Raw genomic sequence first — 19,751 nt, forward strand, 5'->3', positions numbered from 1 at the left:
TTGTGGAACGCTGGTTAGAGTTTATGGGGAATCACCCCTTCTTATTTGGTACGCTTGCCGTATTAATCGTGTTGTTCTTTATTTTAGAAGGGCAACGCAATGGTCGTAAAATCTCACCGCAATCTCTAGGTATTTTGGTCAAAGCAAAAAATGCAATGTTGATCGATCTACGTGATGGAAAAGATTTCCGTGATGGTCACATCAGTGGCAGCCGCAACATTCCATACAGCCAAATCACAAGTCATATTGATGAATTAAAAGCAAGTGATCGTCCATTGGTCTTTATTTGTAACTTAGGGCAAGTTGCTGGTTCAGCATTGCAGAAAGTCGGTCATAGCGATAGTTATCGTTTAGACGGCGGTATCAGCAACTGGAAAGCACAAGGCTTACCCCTCGTTAAAAGCAAAGCAAAAGCTTAAGGAGCAATAAGATGACAACTCCAAACGTCACAATTTATTCAACACTGTCTTGCCCATACTGTGTACGTGCAAAACAATTACTTGAGCGTAAAGGCGTTGCTTTTAAAGAAATCAATCTTTCAAATGAAGCGCCAGAAGTTCGTATTGAGTTAATGCAACGTACCAATCACCGTACAGTGCCTCAAATTTTTATTAAAGATCAATTTATCGGTGGTTTCGATCAACTTTATGCTTTAGAGCGTGAAGGTAAACTCGACCAATTATTAGCTTAACAACACTCCAAGATTTAAGGAAAAACAATGAGCGAAGAACAAGTTCAACCACAACTCGCGTTAGAACGTATTTATACTAAAGACATTTCTTTTGAAGTTCCGGGTGCACAAGTATTTACTAAACAATGGCAACCAGAACTCAATATCAATTTATCTTCTGCGGCGGAAAAAATTGATCCAACACACTATGAAGTGTCTTTAAAAGTTGTGGTTCAAGCAAATAACGAAAATGAAACTGCGTTCATCGTTGATGTAACTCAATCAGGTATCTTCTTGGTTGATGGCGTTGAAGAAGACCGTCTTCCGTACATCTTAGGTGCTTACTGCCCAAATATCTTGTTCCCATTCTTACGTGAAGCGGTGAACGATTTAGTGACTAAGGGTAGCTTCCCTCAATTATTGCTTACACCAATTAACTTTGATGCTGAATTTGAAGCAAACATGCAACGCTTACAAGCGGATGCTGATGCGCAAGGTCAAGCATAATCGTTATTGCGATAGCAACAAAAAAGGACTGAATATCAGTCCTTTTTTTATGTCATTCAACAATGGTTCTAAACGTTAAGTTAATGCGTGCAGTGCTGACTTTCTTCGTAGGCGGCAAGCGATGTAACCAATAACTTTGGGTTGTGTCTTTCATCACTAGTAAGCTGCCGTGTTCCAAATACAGTTCAACTTTTTCTTTGGTTTGCTTATGTTTAAATGCAAATTTTCGTTCTGCCCCAAAGCTTAGCGAAGCGATTGCGCCATTTTTCTTAAGATCAATTTCCCCGTCACTATGCCAAGCCATCCCCTCCTCACCTGTATGGTAGAGATTGAGAAGACATGAATTAAATGTTTCACCTGACAATTGTTCAACTAAAGCTTTAAGTTCTATTAATTCGTCCGTCCAAGCTAAAGCATATTTATTTACATTCGAATAGGTATATTCATAGCCACGATCACCGTACCATGCGACCTTTCTTTTCGTGATGATTTGACGACCAAAAATGACTGCTTGATCATTTTCCCATTCAATACTGCGTAACAACATATCAAAGTAATGATCAGCTTGCTGGGATGATATGACTTTACCGTAGTAATTTACTGTACCGTCATAAGGTAAATGGTTTTGCTTTGAGTCGGCTTCAATATCAAATAATTGCATTTTTCCATTTCTTATATGCTGTTTTCATACAATGTCCACAAGGCCGATAACCTTGCAATAAAGCTTCACTTTCATCTGTAAAAAAGACACGATTCGTTTTCATCATGCGCTTACCCGAATGACAAGTCAAAGTGCCATAGATTTTCAATTGACGATTTCCAGCAAAACGAATTTCACCGCGTTTTAGTTTCTGTCGTAAATCGCTCTGCTCTATATCAATATGCTGCCACATCACACTAACTCACAGCATCATGAAAAATAATCCCCAAACTATAACGCTCGCCTTGCAAAACAGTGCTGACACCATGCTTCATATTCACACGATGATAGCCTCGAACTCCTTGTTCAGGTTTAAACTGGGTGGTGAAAATCAAAATATCACCTTGATTGGGTTGTAATACCATTGCTTTAGACTGAGCACGAGGATTTTGCTGCGTTATAACAAACTCACCACCAATGAAATCCTCATTTTGCTGATTTAAAACAATCACCAATTGCAGTGGGAAATACACATCACCATAAATATCTTGATGTAAGGTATTAAAACCCTCTTGCTGATATTTCAATATCAGTGCCGTTGCTTTGGTTTGTTGATGTTGCTGACATTGTTTCAACAATTCTTCATGTGCTTTTGGAAATGGATCACCTAAATCGAGGACATCAAACCACGCATTTGCGACAGGAACTAAGAAAGAATAAATTTCACGTCGGATCTGCTGGATTAAATCTGGCAAAGGATAATTAAAATATTTGTATTCACCTAAGCCAAATCGATAACGCTGCATATTGACAGTTTTACGATATAACGATTCATCTGAATATGAATTTCGAAGTGTTTGGCATTGCTGTGCTGAAAGCACATTTTGAATCATTGCAAAACCATGCTGATGTAGTTGATCACTGATCTGACTCCAATCAGCAGTCCTAATTTTTTCAATCACACTTTCGATCTGAGCAGATTCAAATTGTGGCATGTGCCTGAACCCCTTCCCAACCGATTAATGCGGTCTTACGTGTTGTACCCCATTCATATCCTCCAAATACCCCCGTAGACTGAATCACACGATGACAGGGAATCAAAAATGCCACAGGATTACGTCCAATTGCCGTCCCTACTGCACGCGCTGCTTTTGGATGATCAATTGCATGTGCTAACTCACCATAGGTCGAAAGTTGCCCCATAGGAATTTTGAGTAAGCTCTGCCAGACCTTGAGTTGAAATGGCGTACCTTTTAAATGCAGTTTAATTTCAGCAAATTGATCTCGATCTTTTTGAAACAGCGTAAGCGCATTTTGCTGAAAAGAATCAGTTTGCTCAGTAAATGCCGCTTGAGGGAATTGAGCTTTTAAATGTGCCAATGCTTCACTTGCTTGGTCTACAAATGTCAGTGCACAAATCCCTTTATCCGTAGAGGCAATCAGAACCTGACCAAACAAAGTTTCTGCAAAATGATAATGAATAGTTAAGTTTTGCCCGCCATTTTTATATTCAGCAGGCGTCATGCCTTCAATTTGAATAAATAAATCATGTAATCGACTGGTGCTTGAAAGCCCTGTCTCAAATGTTGCATCCAAGATACTAGTTGTATCCTGTTTTAGAATCTTCTTGGCATATTCAATACTGATATATTGCAAAAACTTTTTCGGACTCGTGCCGACCCATTCAGTAAATAGCCTTTGAAAATGTGCTGGACTCATATGCACATAGGCTGCCACATCGTCTAACTGCGGTTGCTGTTGAAAATTCTGTTGAATATAGTCAATTGCTTGAGCAATACGCTCGTAGTGTTGTTGCGAGGACATTTCACCACCTCTCATCATTTCTTATTTTACTGTATCAACTTTAGAATTCCGTGAAAATCCGAATCATGCTGAGTCTACATTTTGATTTTCGCGGTATTAAACCAATAAAAAAAAAGCTGCACTCCTTTGAGTACAGCTTCATGATTGAGAGCATCGACTCTCCATCAATTAATGCATGTAATGTTTATGTCCTTGATCACGTAGTTCAGCAATTTTTTTGGTTTGTTTTTTCGCTTCATCTAACTTGCCAGCTTGAACAAGTACTTTCGCTTTATCAATCTCAACAATAATTTGTTCAAACAAAGCAGGTGAGCTAGTGACTTTATCTGTGGTATTTGGAGCCAACTTATATTGTTTTGAATGAGCCGCTGCGCTACGCATATTATTTAATGCAGCTGTCGCAGCTTGTGGATTAGTTGCCTGATTAAAGGCCTTATAATTTTTACCTAAAGTTTTCATATCATCTTCTAACCCAGCAGCCATAACGGTACTACTAAATGCAAAACATGACAACATAACGGCGGTGGCTAAAGTTTTTTTCATCATTAGGATATCCCTATCAAAACTGTGGCTATGATTGATTGAACATCATGATTTGAACTCAAATGGACGTTCAAATTTTAAATGCTCTATGCGTTGAGCATACATAAAAAATGCAACGATTTCGTTGCATTTTGATAAAAGAACGATTTAATTATTTTTGCAGCAAAGCATCATGAATTGCTTCAACCAGTTGTTGTGAAATCTCTTGTTTCGATGCTTTTTCTAACTCCCGCTTTTCCATATGGTAAGACTGCGCAAAAAATACAGTCATCGCATTTTCATCAGATGCAAAACCGATATCTGGGCGAGACACGTCATTGCAAGCAATCATATCGAGTTTCTTGGCAACCAGTTTTCCAGCAGCATATTGCTCAACATTTTGTGTTTCAGCAGCAAAACCCACCATGAATGGACGTTCTTGCTGTTGTGCAATTGTTGCGACAATATCGGGATTCTTCACCAATGAAACTGCAAGCTCATCACCTGCTTTTTTGATTTTATGCTCAGCCACTTCGGCAACACGATAATCGGCTACCGCAGCCGTCGCAATGAAGATGTCACAACCTTGTTTGAGTTGATCCATACTCACATCAAGCATTTGCATTGCAGACTTCACATTGATTCGTTCTACACCATTTGGAGTATCCAAACTCACAGGCCCAGCAACTAAAGTGACTTTTGCACCCGCGGCATAACATGCTGCTGCCAAAGAAAAACCCATTTTCCCTGTACTGTGATTAGAAATATATCGAACAGGGTCAATTGCTTCACGCGTTGGACCAGCCGTAATGGTCACACGTTTACCCGCTAACAAACCAAATTTCTCTGCAATCGCACGTTGTGCTTTGTGGAAATAAGCAGCCACTTGACGCGCAATATCTTCAGGTTCAGGCATACGGCCTAAACCCACATCACCACAGGCTTGCTCACCTGCATCAGGCATGATGACATGCACACCATCCTCAACAAGTGTTTGTAAATTACGTTGTGTTGCTTTAGCTGCCCACATTTGCTGATTCATGGCAGGAGCAACCCACACAGGCGCTTTGGTCGCAAGATACAAGGTGCTTAATAAATCATCCGCCAAACCATTGGCAAATTTTGCAATCGTGTCACAGCTTGCAGGCGCAACTAAAATCAAATCAGCCCAACGCGCCAATTCAATATGCCCCATTCCCGCTTCAGCTTCAGGATCTAGCAATTCTGTATGTACAGGATTTCCAGAAAGTGCTTGGAAAGTTAAAGGCGTAATAAAAGCTTGTGCGCCATGTGTCATGACCACGCGGACATCAAAACCATAATCTTTTAGACGACGAACTAAAATGGCACTTTTATAGGCAGCAATACCACCTGTAACCGCTAATATAATGTTTTTATGGGGAATAACACTTAGATCAAAGCTCACAAACAGTTTACCTTTCTGTTGCAGTGGCGCTCACAATATCATTAAATACCCGCATACCCAAGCAGTGCGCTTGGAAAAATCATCACCATAAAAAAATTATGTGAATAAAAATGAATCAACAGATAAAACAATCCATCAAAGCATGGCCAGAACAAGAACGACCAAGAGAACGTTTGATACTCCAAGGAGCACAAAGTTTGTCGGATGCAGAATTACTTGCGATCTTTCTTCGCTCAGGCTCCAAGCAACACTCTGCTGTCGAACTAGCGCGAATCCTTATTCAACATTTTGGGGGTCTCAATCCTATCTTTGACGCATCACTTGAAGAGTTATCACAATTTAATGGTATTGCTTCAACCAAGTATTCTCAACTCATGGCAGTCAAAGAACTTGGACGGCGATATCTCAACAATTATTTTCATCAACAACGCTTATGCCTGAATACATCAACATTAGTATTAGACTATTTACGTTATGAGCTGCAAGGTGAAAAGCAAGAGGTCTTCGCAGTGTTGTGTCTCGATGCAGAACTCCGAAAACTACATTTTAAAAAACTATTTTTTGGATCGCAGCACAGTTGTAGTGTTTCAATTAATCAAACCCTCCGTTATGTATTGCAACAACAAGCAAGTCAAATTGTGATTGCCCACAATCACCCCTATGGAATTGCACAACCATCACCTGAAGATATTTATCTGACCCAACAGCTTAAACAAGCCTGCAAGTTGCTCGAAATACACCTGATTGATCACTTTATTATTTCACCCGATTCGCATTTTTCTTTTTCTGAACAACAACTGCTCACACCTATGAAAATCAAGCAATCTGGTCTTGACAAAGCTCAAATCTGACCTGAACATCAACACATAAAATTAACGATTCAAAAAACATGATTGTCCGCGACCAGCCAAGTATTTTTAAAGTTCTATTTTCATGGCGCGGGACGATTTTACCCAAAATTTTGCCGTCTTTAGGCTTTGTCATGTTGATCTCTGCCATCATTGGTGGCGTTGAATATATCAATCTATTTCGCTTTCCAGAAATACCATTGGTTGGATTTACTTTAATTGGTGTTGTTCTTTCAATTTTTCTCGGCTTTAAAAATACAGCCTGCTATGAACGCTGGTGGGAAGCACGAAAATTGTGGGGAATTTTGATCGCGACAGCACGTCATTTTGATCGAGACTGCCGTATTCTCTCGCAAGGTCGACGTGAGCGTATTATTCAACATGTCATTGTTTTTGCAAATGTGTTACGAGATCGTTTACGCCATCAAACTGTAAATCCAACCGAACTCACTGAAACCAGTGGATTAAGCCAACAAGCACTAACTCAGCTTTATCAGCAACATAATGCGCCTCAATATACGTTGAGCTTGATTCAATGGGAGTTGTTACAAGCACTTAAAGAAGGTGAAATCACAGACATCATTTATACGCAAATGAACCAACACGTTGCGGCATTAAGTGAGATGCAAACAGGCTGTGATCGTATTGCCAATACACCTATTCCTTTTGCATATTCAGTTTTGCTGAATCGTACCGTTTACTTCTTTTGTGTGATGTTGCCGTTCAGTTTAGGTTCTCTACTCGGTTTAGTGACACCTCTCTTAGTTGGTATTTTAGCTTATACATTCTTAGGCTTAGATGCGCTCAGCACTGAAATTGAAGAACCTTTTGGGACGCAGAGTAATGACTTACCTTTAGACGCAATGGTTCGTTCAATTGAAATTGAATTATTGGGTACATTAGGTCGCCCGACACCACCACCAATTCAAGCACAAGATCATAATTTGCTTTAGTGGAACTGTAAAATCTCAGAATATATTAATCTGTATATATTCTAAAAAATCGTCTTCGACAATACTAAACTCCGAAACTATTGCTATATTTGTATTCGTAATAGGGTGATCAACAATCAATTTACTCAAAGAATGAGATTGCCTTAATTTATTAATCACATGTATTTCTAAAGGAATTAAATTGTAAGGTGGAAACATAAATCTTGGTAAAGCTGGTTTTTTTTGATTATCTACCATTTCCTCGCAATGAAAATCACAAATAGATATAACTATTTCCTGTAATTTTTCAGCATCCGCATACCAGTGGTCTATTAGTTGCTTAAAATCACCTGAAATATGTTGAATGATATCAGATTTCTCTTCGACCCAAGATTCATAAAGCCATAGGCAGAAAAGCTCATAATCTAAATGCAAGTTTCTAGTTACATTTTTTAAATTTAAATAAAATAAAAACTGATTTTTTATTTTTTAGCTAAGCTTTTATTTCCAATTAAAATTGACCAAAGTAATAAGGGTGCTATCTTAAATAAGTATTGTCGAACATGCTCCAATTGAATGCAAACAGAGTTTTTATGTTCATTAAATGCAATTTCTTGTGCAGCCTCTTGGTACATAAATGATAAATTTAAAAGCCTTAGTCCTTCAGGCTTAATCCCCGCTGTTTCAATTAAACAGAAACCTTTCATCGCATACTGACAACTAATAGACTCCAAACACCAATAAGGGGGTCTTCGATTTTCTATAATTTCTTTACAAATACTATTTTGATTATCAATAATCATCCCATCTCGATCTTGGTGATTAATTTTTTTATAAGAAGAAACCTTTCTATTTATTAATCTTTTAATATCAGTCACTTTACACCTCACCTAAAACGATCCCAAATCCCCTTCTGCCCTTCTTTCACTCTTGGCGTTTGACCCAATTTAATCCAAGGCATATTGTCACCATGGAAATCACTACCAATCGACACAGCGAGATCAAATTGCTCAATCATACGATCGACCATTTGCCGTGTCGAAGCAGGCTCTATGCTTGGAGGCAACTCCACGGCATCCCCACCTAATGATGCAAATAACTCAATCAAATAACGAATGTTGGTCGCAGATAAATCATAACGTGTTGGATGCGCTAACACTGCCAGCCCTTGACTTGTATGGATCACTTCAATGGTTTCTTTAAGCCCAATACCCTCAAACTTTACAAACGCCTTTTTGCCTTCTTTCAAGAAACGATCAAATGCCTGTTGAGGACGACTGACAATATTTTTTTCCACCAGTGTTTTTGCAATGTGAGTCCGCGTTACTCGATCAGCATGTCCATCTACTTTAGCCACCACATCTGGATAAATATCAAAACCTATACATTTTTCTAATAGTCCACAAATCACTTTTGCACGTTCTGCACGAATCTTTTTCTGATTTTCTAACATCGCTTTGATCGGTGTTTCATCTTGCATATTGAGTGCAACAATATGCACACCATAACTTTTTTTGGTATTTGGGCGTGACCACTGACTTGATATCTCTACACCCGAAACGATTTTAATATCAGGTGTTTGAACCTGTTCAAGCACATAACGCTGAGCGCGTTCTAAGCCATCCATAGTATCGTGATCAGTAATCGCCAAAAGATCAATTTTTAGATCAACAGCTGCCTGCACCAATTGTTCTGGTGAAAACGTCCCATCAGAAATGAGGGTATGTGTATGTAAATCGACACCGAACATGGTTTGTATTATGCTATCTGACCTATTTCATCTCCGTACTGTAACATGAAAGCGTTGCTCGACTACCTTCCGCTGATTATCTTCTTTTATTTTTATAAAACCACAGACCCTAAAGATAGTCATCATCCACTATTAGAACTTGTCGGTAGTGCGGGAAATACGGATCAAAACCACATTCTAGTTGCAACCTGTGCATTGTTGATCTCAACTTTGGTGGTTTATGGCTGCCTATTCTTTTTCCAAAAGTTTAAATTGGAAAAAATGCAGTGGTTTATTGTGGTGATGTCGGTCGTTTTTGGTGGAATTACCTTAGTTTTCAGCGATGTCACTTACATCAAAATGAAAGCAGTCATTATCAATGTCGGTATCGGAATAGGTTTCTTAGTTACTCCTTTATTTAATAAAGAGCGAATGCCAATCATCCAAAAGTTATTAGGTTCATTACTTGAACTCAGTCCACAGGGTTGGATGCGTTTAAACTGGGCATGGTGTGGACAGTTCTTTTTGTTAGCTGCTTTACACTTCTTCTTTGGTTTCGTATTTATGCAGGGTAAATATTGGGGTGAATTCACAGCTTTCGGCGATATTATCGTTTCTATCAGTTACCTAGCTGTTATACTATTTTGCTTAAGAAAGCATTTTAAAACCACTGACTAGATCTTGAATCATTGAGCTACTGCTATGCCATATTTTGTGCTGACTTGTACTGATCATGAAGGTACTTTAGAGAAACGTTTAGCGACCCGTCCTCAACATGTAGACCGTCTGCAAAAATTAGATGATGAAGGTCGTTTAATTGCTGCTGGTGCACATCCTAAAGACCCAAATGACCCTCAGGCTGGCTTTCTCGGTAGTACAATTATTGTCGAATTCGATGATCGTGCAGCTCTCGATGCTTGGATTGAGGAAGAGCCATTTTTAAAAGAAGGAATTTACTCACATATTGAAGTAAAACCTTTTAACAAAGCTTTTCCAAAAGGTTGATCTATGCAAATCGCAGTTAAAAGCTTATTTGCTTTATGTTTACTCAGTTCTGCAACATGGGCTGTCGAACCAACAACACCCACTACAACACCAGTTGCATCAGTTAATACGACGCAACCCAAACCTAGTTCGACGACAGCTCCGATCATAAGCAACACCGTTGCTAAACCTTTAACAGCAGAGCAAATTGCTAAAGCGAAACAACAGCAAGAAACCAAAGTTAAAGCATTGATTCAAGATCAAAATAACCGTTTAAAGCAACTTGAACATGCCAATCTTGAAGCCCTCGCACAGAATCAAGAATTACAGTTAAAAAATGATAATTTAACGGTTCAAGTTCAAGTTCTACAAAGTGAACGCAGTGCGCAAATGTTCTTATATGGTGCGATGACCATTGCGGTAGGTGTGATTCTTGGTTTCTTTATTGCGAGTTATGTTTATACCAAACGCCGTCGCCAGTGGTAAAACTCAATATTTTCATCTATGTCACATTCATCAAAACTACAAACAGCTGAACTCGATTGGGAACTCGTCGATGGTATTGAAGTTCCCATTTCAAAACAATTTGGCGATGTTTATTTTTCCAAAGATAACGGTTTACTTGAAACACGCCATGTCTTTCTAAATGGCAATGATCTCAGTGAACGTCTTTCCCAACTCAAAGATTTTGAATACTTCTGTGTAGGTGAAACAGGCTTTGGGACAGGCTTAAATATTCTAACTTTATGGCAGCTTTGGCAACAAATTCGCCCGAACAATCACAGCCATTTGCATGCGATCAGCGTTGAAAAATTTCCACTGAGTAAAGCAGACCTTATCCGAGCACTGAATGTTTGGCCAGAACTTAAACCTTTGGCTGACAAACTCATACAACAATATCCTTTGCCGATTGCGGGTTGTCATCGTCTGAGCTTTCCCGAAGAGCGATTTAGCATTGATCTTTGGCTCGGTGATGCACAAGATATTTTCCCAAGTATTCCCAAAACACAATCTGTAAATGCATGGTTTCTCGATGGTTTCGCTCCTTCTTGCAATCCAGATATGTGGCAAGAAAATGTACTCAATCATATCGTCCGTTTATCTGACTACGGCACTACTTTTGCCTCTTTTAGTGTTGCAGGTGTGCTTAAGCGTGGATTGAAACAACATGGTGTTCAAATTAATCGTCCGCGTGGTTTCGGGCATAAACGAGAAATGCTGAAAGCTATTTGGTTAGCTCCAACTAAAACTGAAAATACCAATTCAAATGCAATTGTTAGCGGTCAAATTTTGTTAGAGGAAATACCAAACAAAACCCAACGTAAAATCGCCATTATAGGCGCAGGAATCGCAGGTTTAACGACTGCATGGGCATTTGCTCAGCGTGGACATCAAGTGACTATCTACGAGCAAAATGAGCCGCTTTCAGGTGCATCAGGTAATCCGCTTGCGCTGCTCAATCCCAAACTATGTCCTATTGAACAAGCGCATGAACATCTTATGACGCTGAGTTGGCAACAAGCTTTGAAATTTTATTCAAGTTTTAAAGCGTTTCGCTCGATTCAAGTTCATCAACTCGCTTTAAAAAATGCTGATGAATTGCTTGATTTAGCGGAGCAATATCCAGAAGATGTATTATCAATACATGCAACAGATGAAATCACGCTGCAATCTAAGTTTCCAAGTTTAAACTTACACCATGCGGGCGCTGTTTCTCCACACCAGCTTCGAGATGAAATTTTAAAACATCCGAATATTCAGTTGGTGATTGCTCAAATTTCTGCTGTGAAAGAAATGAACTCACACACTGAGCTTTGGCAAGATCATGTTCATCTTGCAACCACTGATCATACGATTGTCTGCTGCGCCAAAAAAAGTGCTGAGCTTTTCGAAGATTACCCTGTATTAAAACCCATTCGAGGACAAGTCAGTTGGGTTGAAAATGTGGAACAGCCTTTAGCGCTTGATGAAGCCTATAGTTATGGCGGTTACTGCATGCAGCTCAATCCGTCTCAGTTAATTTTAGGCGCATCTTTTTATCCCAATCGAGATGATGCTGAAGTACTCGCCGAAGATCATGTGCATAACTACGAACTTATCTACAGTGTCTTTCCTGATTATGCAGAAAAACTTCCATCCGTTGAAAAATGGCAAGGACGAGCTTCTGTTCGTGCGCAGAGTCTGGACTATTTTCCACTCGTAGGAAAAATGAAAAATCATAAACAGACCTATACTTTTGCAGGCTTGGGCTCAAAGGGTTTTTTATTCGCACCATTATGCAGTGAAGTATTAGCAGCATTAGTGCTTGGTGAGCTTTGCCCAATACCACAAACATTGCTAAACAAGTTAAGTCCAGAGAGATTTCAAAAGAAAGTCAAAGCGAAGAAGCCGCATTATTCAGGCTAAATTGTTCTTTTAATTTTTTATTACTTTCATAATTCTTGATTTGCCAAAATACAGATGTATTTTGGCAAATGCTAATGCTTAAGCGCCTTGCTCTAATGGCAAGCCAGCATCACGCGCAGCGCGTGTGCCTCCCATCAATACAACGTATTCACGAGAAGCATCAAAACCATCTAACAATTCCGCAGCACGTGGTGCTTTACTACCTCCGCCACACAGAATATAAATCGGCTGATCCGCTGCAACTTGAGTCAAACTATCCGACGTAATCTCGGCAATTGGGCGATTCACTGCCCCTTTGACATGAGCCTCAGTGTAGGCTTTAGTATCGCGGACATCCCAAATGACTGCGCCTTCTGGGAACTCAAATGTTGTAATTTCTTGTTTACGGATCATTGCGCACTCCTTTGATGTAAACAACACTTGGCAAATGAAGAAAACCCCCTTAGCATCTCAAATATTCTTTCCCTTTGTAAAGGTCTAACCATGCCTTCTTTTGATATTGTTTCTGAATTAGAGTTATTTGAAGTCAATCATGCGGTACAAAACACGCAAAAAGAGATTGGCACACGCTTTGACTTCCGTGGACAAGACGTTTCGATCGAGTTAAATGAAAAAAATAAAGAAATCAAAATCTCAACTGAAAGTGACTTCCAATGTGAACAAGTCTATACCATGCTCGAAAATCATTTTTATAAGCGTAAAATTGATGTGCAAGCACTTGATCCACAAAAAGCGTCAGCTTCAGGCAAAAATGTTGTTCAAGTAATCAAACTTAAAGACGGTCTTGACTCAGATACTGCAAAAAAAATTAATAAAGCCATTAAAGAAAGTGGCATCAAAGCGCAATCTTCTATTCAAGGAGACAAAATCCGTGTCACAGATAAAAAGCGCGATACTTTACAGCAAGTCATGAACTTTTTACGTGAACAACAATTTGGTCTACCACTCCAATTCAATAATTTCAAAGACTAAGATTTAGGTTCGCTATGGCAAAAGATAACCGTCTTTACACGTTGGTTAAAACCACTTCTAAATTTCCAAAAGGCATTCGTAGCACACTTTGGAGCAAAGCTTTTGGACGTGTTGTTCCAATGGTTGGCACTGCAAATATTCGCTACTTAGAAGTGGATAAAGATCATGTGACTGTTCGTATTGAAAACCAACGCAATATGCAAAACCATATTAAGGGTGTTCATGCAGCGGCAATGGCTTTATTAGCTGAGACAGCAACAGGTTTTTTAACAGGTCTACATATTCCTGATGATCGTATCTTATTGATTAAATCATTACATGTAGACTACTTAAAAGTTGCACAAGGCGGTTTGACGGCTACAGCAACATTATCAGCAGATCAACAAAAGTTTATTGCTGATAGTGAAAAAGGCGAGTTATTGATCCCAGTCACTGTCATTGATGATTCAGCGAATGAACCAATTCACTGTCAAATGCTTTGGGCTTGGTTACCTAAACGAAAAAAATCATAACTGATCTAAACTACAGTTAGGTCATTATTATGCTCAAGATACAGAATCATTTTGTATCTTGAGCTGATACCATGAAAAAAATACTTGCTGTTCCAACAATTCTAAGCATTCTTACGCTAACGGCTTGTACTAACATGCCTTTATCACATAATTCAAATCAACAAAGCTCTTCCTCGCGATCCAATAGCAATCTTGCAGAACAGAATAAAAAAATTGTGATTGATTTTTACGAAGGTGTTTTCTTAAAACATCAAGTTAAAACATATGCTGATCGATATATCGGCGATCAATATATTCAACACAATCCCAATGTCCCTGATGGTAAAGCACCGTTTGTGAATTTTTTTACTCAAAAGTTTCAAAATAATCCTCAAGCAAAAAACACGATCAAACGAGCAATTGCTGAAGGAAATCTAGTAGCGCTACATGTTCATTCTACAGAAAATGAGCAAGATCGAGGTAGAGCAATTATTGACATTTTCAGAGTAGAAAATGGGAAAATTGTGGAACATTGGGATGTTATCCAAACGATTCCAGAAAAGAGTCAAAACGCCAATACGATGTTCTAACCAGTAGAGTTAAGAAAGCCCAAACTAAATTGGGCTTTTATGAAAGTCTTATTTACATAAAGTTTTCAATCATAGCAATCAATTGTTTGAGGTATTTAGCATCCACTTCATCAAACTGATTTAATTCACTACTATCAATATCCAGTACACCCAAGCATTCACCATTTTTCATGATCGGCAACACAATCTCTGAACGTGATGCGGAACTACATGCGATATGCCCAGGAAACTGATCTACATCAGGCACAATAATCACTTGCTGTTGCTGCCATGCACTACCACAAACACCACGCCCGATTGCTATACGGGTACAAGCAATCGGCCCTTGAAATGGGCCTAAAACTAACTCATTGTCTTTAACAAGATAAAAACCGATCCAAAGCCAATCAAATTGCTGTTTTAAAGCAGCACAAATATTGGCTAAATTTGCGATTACATCTGTTTCATCTTCAATAATTGCCTGAATCTGAGGAATGATACTTTGATATTGCTCAGCTTTTTGACCTTGTTGCAAAATCAGTTCTTCAGCCATTGAACCGTCTTCTCTAAAATATGATGGAAATATCAATGTAAATTCAACTAAGAACTCACGTCTTGATTAAGATCTAACTTCATGATTGAGATGCTAAAAAGGCCTGCCTAGTTTCTTCACTAATTAAGCGTTTATTACCCTTTACATCAACAGCGACAAAGGTAAAAACACCCTCTGTGATACGAACTGGTTCTCGAGAGTCATCATGACTGATCCAAACTTCAATTTGAACCTGAACAGAAGTATTTCCTACTTTTAAAATTTTAGTATAAGAACTAATGACGTTGCCAACTTTTACAGGAACTAAAAAGCTCATCTGATTGATAGCAATCGTCGCACAACGACCTTTCGTTAAACGCTCAACGTGAATCGCACCTGCCAAATCCATCTGCGATACAATCCAACCACCAAATACATCACCACTCCAATTCGTATCAGCTGGCATCGCAATATTTTGAAGAGACAATGTCCCTTCTGGATGCTTCACACGTTCCGTCATTTTAATTTCCTTTGTGCTGTTGCAGCTGCTGATCTAACCATTGCTGTAATTCAGGTGCACGCAATGCACCACTTACTCGAGCCAATTCATTGGTTTTATTCATTAATACCAGAGTTGGAATACTGCGAACATTAAATGCAGCACTCAATCGAGGATTCGCCTCTGTATCAATTTTTGCAAAAATCACATATGGGTTTTGTTTTGCAACTTGATGGAAATGGGGAGCCATCATTTTACAAGGACCACACCATTCAGCCCATAAATCAATCAAAACAGGTAGATCAGTATTGCTAATAAAATGACTAAAATTTTGCTCGTTTAATTCAATCGGTTCATGTGGCAATAGCGGTTGATGACATTGCCCACAATTAGGATTTACGGCAAGTTTTTCTTCTGGCACACGATTTTTTGCACCACATGATGTACAGACAATAATCATTTACATCACTCCTATATGTTGATGTAAAAATTCTAATTGGGTTGTGACTGCTTTTTCAAACCAAGTCCCATGATAAATATCGAAATGCTTCATATCCCACTCATGATAGCTCACAAAAGGAGCAATATTTGTAGCAGCCTCTCGACTTGAAGCAATAGGAATCAAAGAGTCTTGTTTTGCAGCAATAAATAAGACTGGAATATTAATTTTTCTAACAAATTGAATCGGACGATAACGCATTAAATTAAAGAAAACACGTGCAGGGACTTCCCCACTCCAATAATAATCTGGATTTACAATAGAGTGATAACCATAATAGCTATCAGATGTAGGTAAAAAACAGAGTTTATACTGATCGACGACTGGGAGTGTTTTAGGCACTAAGCCCATTTTGGACCCCATATAATCCTGACTTGAACGTTTCAAAGCTTCAGGATAACGTTGTAATGGATATAATTTTGCAGTTTCAGCACCATCTACATATGGCACTTGAACCATGACCGCCTGAATATTCTTTAAGTCGGTAGCCAAGCTTAGTGCATAGCCACCACTCAATGATGTTCCCCAAAGAATAATACGTCGGCTATCAATTAATTTACAATTTGATGCATACTGGACAATTGTTTTCCAATCGTCTAATTGAGAGCTTAAAGACACTAATTCACGTGGTTTACCAGTGCTCCCCCCCCAATAACGATAATCAAATAAGATCACAGCATAACCCGCATGAGCAAACCTTTGTGCATATTGAATGAGCTTAAACTGACGCAATCCAGCAAATCCATGAGCCATAACTATTACAGCTGGCTTTATAGTCGTTTTCGGAAGGTAAAAGTCAGCAGCAATCGTTTCATCACCACTAGGAACATACAAAGGCTCGACTGTATAGGTTTGCATGCGCGCTCCGTTGCGTTATCTTTTTGCTTATCATCGTTTATTTACTATAGACATTTAAACTCAAGATTAAGCTTAATGCTATGATAGAGCATAAAATGTTTTGTTTATTTTTGGAGTGACAAGATGTCAGAGAATGTTGGTTTTGCAGGTCAAATTGGTCCAGAACATGTAGAACAAGTTGTAGAAAAAGGTTTTAAATCTATTATTAATAACCGCCCAGACATGGAAGGTGGTTCAGAACAACCAACAAGTGCTCAAATTGAAGAATCTGCTCGTAGCGCTGGATTGGATTATGTTTATCAGCCTGTTGTAGCTGGACAAATTACAGAACTCGATGTCCGCACATTTGCAAACCACTATAATGAATTGCCAAAACCAATCCTTATGTTCTGTCGTACAGGCAACCGTTCGAATAATTTATATCAGTTGGCAAAACAGATGGATTTACTGGATGATTAATAAGATTATAATCTAAAATAAAAAAACGGCTCGAATGATCTGACCCCAATAAGTTGGACAGTTAATTAAGCAGCGTTTATGGACTGAGTTCTGTACTGTACAGGGCTTAGTCCTTTTAATTTAACCTTGATTCTTTCATGATTGTAATAATGAATATATTCTTTCACAGTTTGCTCCAACTCCTCAACTGATGTAAATTTTTTACCATAGAAACATTCAGATTTGAGAATGCCAAAGAAACTTTCCATAGAAGCATTATCCAGACAGTTTCCCTTACGTGACATACTTTGAATTAAACCTTTCTCGGCCAACAGTGTTTGATAATGGCTCATTTGATATTGCCACCCCTGATCTGAATGGATAATAGGCTTATCGTTAGATGGGAGCTGGTTAAGAGCATCTTTCAGCATGTCTTTAACCAAGCTAAATACAGGTCGACGTAGGGTCTGAAAAGCAATAATTTCACCATTAAACAAGTCCATAATTGGTGAAAGATAAAGCTTTTCACCTTGAACATTAAACTCAGTCACATCCGTTACCCATTTTTTATTTGGTTTATCCGCTTTAAATTGGCGTTGTAATACATTGTCAGCAATTTGACCAACTTGCCCTTTATAAGAACGATATTTTGCCATTCTGATATGTGATTTAAGTTTCATTTATTGCATCAAACGTTGGACACATTTGTGATTGATGGTAAAACCTAAGTTTATTAAAGCAAGAGTGATTCTACGATAACCATATCGCCCCTTATGCTTATGATATATCGCTTTTATTTGTTGTTTAAGATCACTATATTTATCATTAAGCTTTGATTGCTTCTCATGATAAAAGTATGTGCTTCGAGCTAATTTAGATGCACGTAATAGGTGTTTAATCGGGTAGATTAACCTTAATTCAGATATGAATCTTGCAGCCGTTGCTGTTCGGCTTTTTCCAGTTCTTTCTGCTTCTGAATCAAGGCTCTCCGCTTTTTTAAATAAGCAACCTCCGCACGTAGATATGCAATTTCATCAAGGAGTTGTTCTTGTGTCTTATTGCGATCCTCTTGTGAGGTTTTAATTCTAGATCGCTGGGGCTTAGGCATCTGTTTTTGAGATCCTTTGGGTTTAGGTTTTAAACCATCTATACCGTGTTCTTTATATCTACGCAACCAAGCTGAAATCATTCCTTTTTCTTTTAACTTAAATTTTATCAAAGCATCTGAATAAGATAATCCATTCTCAATAATTGCTTTAACGACTTTAACTTTAAAGGAGGTTGTATAAGTTTTATGATTTGTAGATATCTTAAGCCCATCTTCACCATGTATTTTGTAAATGGCTACCTGTAATCCCCCCTAAAAATAAAAGGATGTAAAAGTAGAATTTTCTCTTAAGGTAGGATCAGGAGATTCTGCATGAAAACATCTAAATTTACTGACAGCCAGATCATCTCCATCTTGAAGCAAGCTGAATCAGGTACACCTGTTGCCACTCTTTGCCGTGAACATGGCATGAGTAATGCGACTTTTTATAAATGGCGTTCCAAATATGGTGGTATGGATACTTCATTAATTGCTCGGCTGAAAGAACTAGAGGCAGAAAATGCCAAGCTTAAAAAAATATATGCTGAAGAGAGGCTCAAAGCTGAAATCATTCAGGAAGCTATGTCAAAAAAGTGGTAAAGGCATCTTGTCGTCGGCAGATGGCACAACAAGCCGTTGCTTATCATGCTATTAGCATTCGCTTGGCCTGCAAGGCATTTACTATTAGTGAAACTTGTTATCGCTTTTACTGTGAGTTGGCACTGAACTTACGCATTAGAGTAAGAAGTAGATTGAAACGACATACACCTGAGCCACTGAAAGGGCCGATCCGCCCCGATCAAGTATGATCATTAGATTTTATGCATGACCAGCCAAGTGATGGACGAAATTATCTCTTACTGAATGTGATTGACGATTATCGTCGTGAGGGTTTGGCAATTGAGGCTGGATTATCATTGCTAGCACTGCGTGTCATCCGTATATTGAACCAGTTGCTTGAATGGCGCAATAAACCTCTGGCGATTCGCTGCGATAATGGACCTGAATTTATTAGCAATGAATTTGTTAACTGGTCAAAGTTGCAGAGCATACGTATCAGATATATTCAGCCTGACAAGCCACAACAAAATGCATATATCGAACGCTACAATCGCACGATGGGTTATAGTTGGGTAAGTAAACATTTGTTCGATACATTGGAACAAGTGCAAGACTATGTAACAAGTTGGTTGTGGTTCTATAACCATGAACGACCACACAAACCCAATGAAGGTAAACCACCTGTGATGGCTGCCTAACCTCATTTATTCTTTTTATATTTTCTTTTCCCCGCAATAAAAAACACCCCCTCTGCATT

At 38.7% G+C, this 19,751-nt stretch carries 27 protein-coding genes and 2 pseudogenes; 14 read left to right on the forward strand and 15 right to left on the reverse strand.

The window, feature by feature from the left end:
- Positions 1-2 precede the first annotated feature (2 nt).
- Genes IO68_RS26690 through secB form a run of 3 tightly spaced genes read left to right on the forward strand, consistent with a single transcriptional unit; the run spans position 3 to position 1,177 of the window.
- Complete coding sequence (locus IO68_RS26690) at positions 3-419, forward strand: rhodanese-like domain-containing protein (RefSeq protein WP_004881636.1); 417 nt, start codon at positions 3-5, stop codon at positions 417-419.
- An 11-nt stretch (positions 420-430) separates the two neighbouring features.
- The gene (grxC, locus tag IO68_RS26695; protein ID WP_004774456.1) at positions 431-691 is read left to right on the forward strand and encodes a glutaredoxin 3; all 261 of its coding nucleotides are present in this window, start codon (positions 431-433) and stop codon (positions 689-691) included.
- Positions 692-718: 27 nt separating this feature from the next.
- Positions 719-1,177 carry a protein-export chaperone SecB gene (gene secB, locus IO68_RS26700; protein ID WP_004655889.1) on the forward strand — a complete coding sequence of 153 codons (459 nt, stop codon included), beginning with the start codon at positions 719-721 and terminating at the stop codon, positions 1,175-1,177.
- Positions 1,178-1,229: 52 nt separating this feature from the next.
- Here secB and IO68_RS26705 read toward each other — a convergent pair whose 3' ends face one another.
- The 6 genes from IO68_RS26705 to coaBC form a co-directional block, all read right to left on the reverse strand.
- Positions 1,230-1,838, reverse strand: a complete 609-nt coding sequence (locus IO68_RS26705) for an alpha-ketoglutarate-dependent dioxygenase AlkB family protein (protein WP_023013546.1) — start codon at positions 1,836-1,838, stop codon at positions 1,230-1,232.
- Positions 1,825-2,070 (reverse strand): Ada metal-binding domain-containing protein, encoded by a 246-nt coding sequence (locus IO68_RS26710; RefSeq protein ID WP_023013547.1) that lies wholly within the window; start codon positions 2,068-2,070, stop codon positions 1,825-1,827. The genes IO68_RS26705 and IO68_RS26710 overlap by 14 nt, the downstream gene beginning before the upstream one ends.
- Before the next feature lie 4 nt (positions 2,071-2,074).
- Positions 2,075-2,812 (reverse strand): 2OG-Fe(II) oxygenase, encoded by a 738-nt coding sequence (locus tag IO68_RS26715; protein ID WP_023013548.1) that lies wholly within the window; start codon positions 2,810-2,812, stop codon positions 2,075-2,077.
- On the reverse strand, positions 2,799-3,641 hold the full coding sequence (locus IO68_RS26720) for a methylated-DNA--[protein]-cysteine S-methyltransferase (RefSeq protein WP_023013549.1): 843 nt from the start codon (positions 3,639-3,641) through the stop codon (positions 2,799-2,801). Before IO68_RS26720 ends, IO68_RS26715 begins: the two co-directional genes overlap by 14 nt.
- Positions 3,642-3,809: 168 nt before the next feature.
- The gene (locus IO68_RS26725; protein WP_023013550.1) at positions 3,810-4,187 is read right to left on the reverse strand and encodes a cytochrome b562; all 378 of its coding nucleotides are present in this window, start codon (positions 4,185-4,187) and stop codon (positions 3,810-3,812) included.
- Positions 4,188-4,335: 148 nt separating this feature from the next.
- Positions 4,336-5,589 (reverse strand): bifunctional phosphopantothenoylcysteine decarboxylase/phosphopantothenate--cysteine ligase CoaBC, encoded by a 1,254-nt coding sequence (gene coaBC / locus IO68_RS26730; protein ID WP_004881621.1) that lies wholly within the window; start codon positions 5,587-5,589, stop codon positions 4,336-4,338.
- A 110-nt stretch (positions 5,590-5,699) separates the two neighbouring features.
- Here coaBC and radC point away from each other — a divergent pair, with 110 nt between their 5' ends.
- Together radC and IO68_RS26740 are read left to right on the forward strand one after the other, a co-directional pair.
- Positions 5,700-6,440, forward strand: a complete 741-nt coding sequence (radC, locus tag IO68_RS26735; protein WP_023013551.1) for a RadC family protein — start codon at positions 5,700-5,702, stop codon at positions 6,438-6,440.
- 38 nt (positions 6,441-6,478) lie between these two features.
- A complete protein-coding gene (locus tag IO68_RS26740) occupies positions 6,479-7,390 on the forward strand; it encodes a bestrophin family protein (RefSeq protein ID WP_004881618.1) in 912 nt (303 codons plus the stop codon).
- 15 nt (positions 7,391-7,405) lie between these two features.
- Here IO68_RS26740 and IO68_RS34195 read toward each other — a convergent pair whose 3' ends face one another.
- Genes IO68_RS34195 through IO68_RS26750 form a run of 3 tightly spaced genes read right to left on the reverse strand, consistent with a single transcriptional unit; the run spans position 7,406 to position 9,119 of the window.
- Positions 7,406-7,804 carry a hypothetical protein gene (locus IO68_RS34195; RefSeq protein WP_023013552.1) on the reverse strand — a complete coding sequence of 133 codons (399 nt, stop codon included), beginning with the start codon at positions 7,802-7,804 and terminating at the stop codon, positions 7,406-7,408.
- Between the two features lie 47 nt (positions 7,805-7,851).
- A complete protein-coding gene (locus IO68_RS34200) occupies positions 7,852-8,247 on the reverse strand; it encodes a hypothetical protein (RefSeq protein WP_023013553.1) in 396 nt (131 codons plus the stop codon).
- An 8-nt stretch (positions 8,248-8,255) separates the two neighbouring features.
- A complete protein-coding gene (locus IO68_RS26750; RefSeq protein WP_023013554.1) occupies positions 8,256-9,119 on the reverse strand; it encodes a PHP domain-containing protein in 864 nt (287 codons plus the stop codon).
- Between the two features lie 45 nt (positions 9,120-9,164).
- Between IO68_RS26750 and IO68_RS26755 the strand changes: the two genes are divergently transcribed.
- From IO68_RS26755 to mnmC, 4 genes are read left to right on the forward strand one after another with little or no spacing between them, the layout of a single operon-like run.
- Complete coding sequence (locus IO68_RS26755; RefSeq protein ID WP_019385246.1) at positions 9,165-9,776, forward strand: septation protein IspZ; 612 nt, start codon at positions 9,165-9,167, stop codon at positions 9,774-9,776.
- Positions 9,777-9,800: 24 nt separating this feature from the next.
- A complete protein-coding gene (locus IO68_RS26760; protein WP_007479355.1) occupies positions 9,801-10,103 on the forward strand; it encodes a YciI family protein in 303 nt (100 codons plus the stop codon).
- A gap of 3 nt (positions 10,104-10,106) precedes the next feature.
- On the forward strand, positions 10,107-10,568 hold the full coding sequence (locus tag IO68_RS26765) for a hypothetical protein (protein ID WP_007479354.1): 462 nt from the start codon (positions 10,107-10,109) through the stop codon (positions 10,566-10,568).
- 18 nt (positions 10,569-10,586) lie between these two features.
- Positions 10,587-12,488, forward strand: a complete 1,902-nt coding sequence (gene mnmC / locus IO68_RS26770) for an FAD-dependent 5-carboxymethylaminomethyl-2-thiouridine(34) oxidoreductase MnmC (protein ID WP_023013555.1) — start codon at positions 10,587-10,589, stop codon at positions 12,486-12,488.
- 78 nt (positions 12,489-12,566) lie between these two features.
- Here mnmC and IO68_RS26775 read toward each other — a convergent pair whose 3' ends face one another.
- Positions 12,567-12,881 (reverse strand): rhodanese-like domain-containing protein, encoded by a 315-nt coding sequence (locus tag IO68_RS26775; RefSeq protein ID WP_007479352.1) that lies wholly within the window; start codon positions 12,879-12,881, stop codon positions 12,567-12,569.
- Positions 12,882-12,971: 90 nt separating this feature from the next.
- Here IO68_RS26775 and IO68_RS26780 point away from each other — a divergent pair, with 90 nt between their 5' ends.
- From IO68_RS26780 to IO68_RS26790, 3 genes are all read left to right on the forward strand, one after another.
- Entirely contained in the window at positions 12,972-13,460 is a 489-nt protein-coding gene (locus IO68_RS26780) for a YajQ family cyclic di-GMP-binding protein (protein ID WP_004881601.1), read from the forward strand.
- 14 nt (positions 13,461-13,474) lie between these two features.
- Complete coding sequence (locus IO68_RS26785) at positions 13,475-13,972, forward strand: DUF4442 domain-containing protein (RefSeq protein WP_023013556.1); 498 nt, start codon at positions 13,475-13,477, stop codon at positions 13,970-13,972.
- A gap of 71 nt (positions 13,973-14,043) precedes the next feature.
- A complete protein-coding gene (locus IO68_RS26790; protein ID WP_023013557.1) occupies positions 14,044-14,541 on the forward strand; it encodes an ester cyclase in 498 nt (165 codons plus the stop codon).
- A gap of 52 nt (positions 14,542-14,593) precedes the next feature.
- Here IO68_RS26790 and IO68_RS26795 read toward each other — a convergent pair whose 3' ends face one another.
- The 4 genes from IO68_RS26795 to IO68_RS26810 form a co-directional block, all read right to left on the reverse strand.
- Complete coding sequence (locus IO68_RS26795; RefSeq protein ID WP_023013558.1) at positions 14,594-15,073, reverse strand: GAF domain-containing protein; 480 nt, start codon at positions 15,071-15,073, stop codon at positions 14,594-14,596.
- Between the two features lie 79 nt (positions 15,074-15,152).
- Positions 15,153-15,572, reverse strand: a complete 420-nt coding sequence (locus IO68_RS26800) for an acyl-CoA thioesterase (RefSeq protein ID WP_023013559.1) — start codon at positions 15,570-15,572, stop codon at positions 15,153-15,155.
- A 1-nt stretch (position 15,573) separates the two neighbouring features.
- Positions 15,574-16,011 carry a thioredoxin TrxC gene (gene trxC, locus IO68_RS26805; RefSeq protein WP_023013560.1) on the reverse strand — a complete coding sequence of 146 codons (438 nt, stop codon included), beginning with the start codon at positions 16,009-16,011 and terminating at the stop codon, positions 15,574-15,576.
- Positions 16,012-16,908 carry an alpha/beta hydrolase gene (locus tag IO68_RS26810; protein WP_023013561.1) on the reverse strand — a complete coding sequence of 299 codons (897 nt, stop codon included), beginning with the start codon at positions 16,906-16,908 and terminating at the stop codon, positions 16,012-16,014.
- Between the two features lie 123 nt (positions 16,909-17,031).
- Between IO68_RS26810 and IO68_RS26815 the strand changes: the two genes are divergently transcribed.
- Positions 17,032-17,367, forward strand: coding sequence for a TIGR01244 family sulfur transferase (locus IO68_RS26815; protein WP_019385255.1), 336 nt, complete (start codon positions 17,032-17,034; stop codon positions 17,365-17,367).
- A gap of 65 nt (positions 17,368-17,432) precedes the next feature.
- On the opposite strand, the pseudogene IO68_RS34325 reads toward IO68_RS26815, so the two are convergent.
- A pseudogene (locus IO68_RS34325) lies at positions 17,433-18,694 on the reverse strand (IS3 family transposase); the annotation flags it as partial.
- Positions 18,695-18,766: 72 nt separating this feature from the next.
- On the opposite strand from IO68_RS34325, the pseudogene IO68_RS26835 reads away from it, so the two are divergent.
- A pseudogene (locus tag IO68_RS26835) lies at positions 18,767-19,692 on the forward strand (transposase).
- Positions 19,693-19,751: the final 59 nt, after the last annotated feature.

It is taken from the genome of Acinetobacter sp. COS3 (genome assembly GCF_000475335.1).
In the GTDB taxonomy this organism is placed as follows: Bacteria; Pseudomonadota; Gammaproteobacteria; order Pseudomonadales; family Moraxellaceae; genus Acinetobacter; species Acinetobacter venetianus.

What these genes read in the sequence shown, in the direction of transcription:
- grxC (WP_004774456.1), top strand. Translation starts at nt 431, where the DNA reads ATGACAACTCCAAACGTCACAATTTATTCAACACTGTCTTGCCCATAC.
- secB (WP_004655889.1), top strand. Translation starts at nt 719, where the DNA reads ATGAGCGAAGAACAAGTTCAACCACAACTCGCGTTAGAACGTATTTAT.
- IO68_RS26705 (WP_023013546.1), bottom strand. Translation starts at nt 1,838, where the DNA reads ATGCAATTATTTGATATTGAAGCCGACTCAAAGCAAAACCATTTACCT.
- IO68_RS26710 (WP_023013547.1), bottom strand. Translation starts at nt 2,070, where the DNA reads ATGTGGCAGCATATTGATATAGAGCAGAGCGATTTACGACAGAAACTA.
- IO68_RS26715 (WP_023013548.1), bottom strand. Translation starts at nt 2,812, where the DNA reads ATGCCACAATTTGAATCTGCTCAGATCGAAAGTGTGATTGAAAAAATT.
- IO68_RS26720 (WP_023013549.1), bottom strand. Translation starts at nt 3,641, where the DNA reads ATGTCCTCGCAACAACACTACGAGCGTATTGCTCAAGCAATTGACTAT.
- IO68_RS26725 (WP_023013550.1), bottom strand. Translation starts at nt 4,187, where the DNA reads ATGATGAAAAAAACTTTAGCCACCGCCGTTATGTTGTCATGTTTTGCA.
- radC (WP_023013551.1), top strand. Translation starts at nt 5,700, where the DNA reads ATGAATCAACAGATAAAACAATCCATCAAAGCATGGCCAGAACAAGAA.
- IO68_RS26740 (WP_004881618.1), top strand. Translation starts at nt 6,479, where the DNA reads ATGATTGTCCGCGACCAGCCAAGTATTTTTAAAGTTCTATTTTCATGG.
- IO68_RS26750 (WP_023013554.1), bottom strand. Translation starts at nt 9,119, where the DNA reads ATGTTCGGTGTCGATTTACATACACATACCCTCATTTCTGATGGGACG.
- IO68_RS26755 (WP_019385246.1), top strand. Translation starts at nt 9,165, where the DNA reads ATGAAAGCGTTGCTCGACTACCTTCCGCTGATTATCTTCTTTTATTTT.
- IO68_RS26760 (WP_007479355.1), top strand. Translation starts at nt 9,801, where the DNA reads ATGCCATATTTTGTGCTGACTTGTACTGATCATGAAGGTACTTTAGAG.
- IO68_RS26765 (WP_007479354.1), top strand. Translation starts at nt 10,107, where the DNA reads ATGCAAATCGCAGTTAAAAGCTTATTTGCTTTATGTTTACTCAGTTCT.
- mnmC (WP_023013555.1), top strand. Translation starts at nt 10,587, where the DNA reads ATGTCACATTCATCAAAACTACAAACAGCTGAACTCGATTGGGAACTC.
- IO68_RS26775 (WP_007479352.1), bottom strand. Translation starts at nt 12,881, where the DNA reads ATGATCCGTAAACAAGAAATTACAACATTTGAGTTCCCAGAAGGCGCA.
- IO68_RS26780 (WP_004881601.1), top strand. Translation starts at nt 12,972, where the DNA reads ATGCCTTCTTTTGATATTGTTTCTGAATTAGAGTTATTTGAAGTCAAT.
- IO68_RS26785 (WP_023013556.1), top strand. Translation starts at nt 13,475, where the DNA reads ATGGCAAAAGATAACCGTCTTTACACGTTGGTTAAAACCACTTCTAAA.
- IO68_RS26790 (WP_023013557.1), top strand. Translation starts at nt 14,044, where the DNA reads ATGAAAAAAATACTTGCTGTTCCAACAATTCTAAGCATTCTTACGCTA.
- IO68_RS26795 (WP_023013558.1), bottom strand. Translation starts at nt 15,073, where the DNA reads ATGGCTGAAGAACTGATTTTGCAACAAGGTCAAAAAGCTGAGCAATAT.
- IO68_RS26800 (WP_023013559.1), bottom strand. Translation starts at nt 15,572, where the DNA reads ATGACGGAACGTGTGAAGCATCCAGAAGGGACATTGTCTCTTCAAAAT.
- trxC (WP_023013560.1), bottom strand. Translation starts at nt 16,011, where the DNA reads ATGATTATTGTCTGTACATCATGTGGTGCAAAAAATCGTGTGCCAGAA.
- IO68_RS26810 (WP_023013561.1), bottom strand. Translation starts at nt 16,908, where the DNA reads ATGCAAACCTATACAGTCGAGCCTTTGTATGTTCCTAGTGGTGATGAA.
- IO68_RS26815 (WP_019385255.1), top strand. Translation starts at nt 17,032, where the DNA reads ATGTCAGAGAATGTTGGTTTTGCAGGTCAAATTGGTCCAGAACATGTA.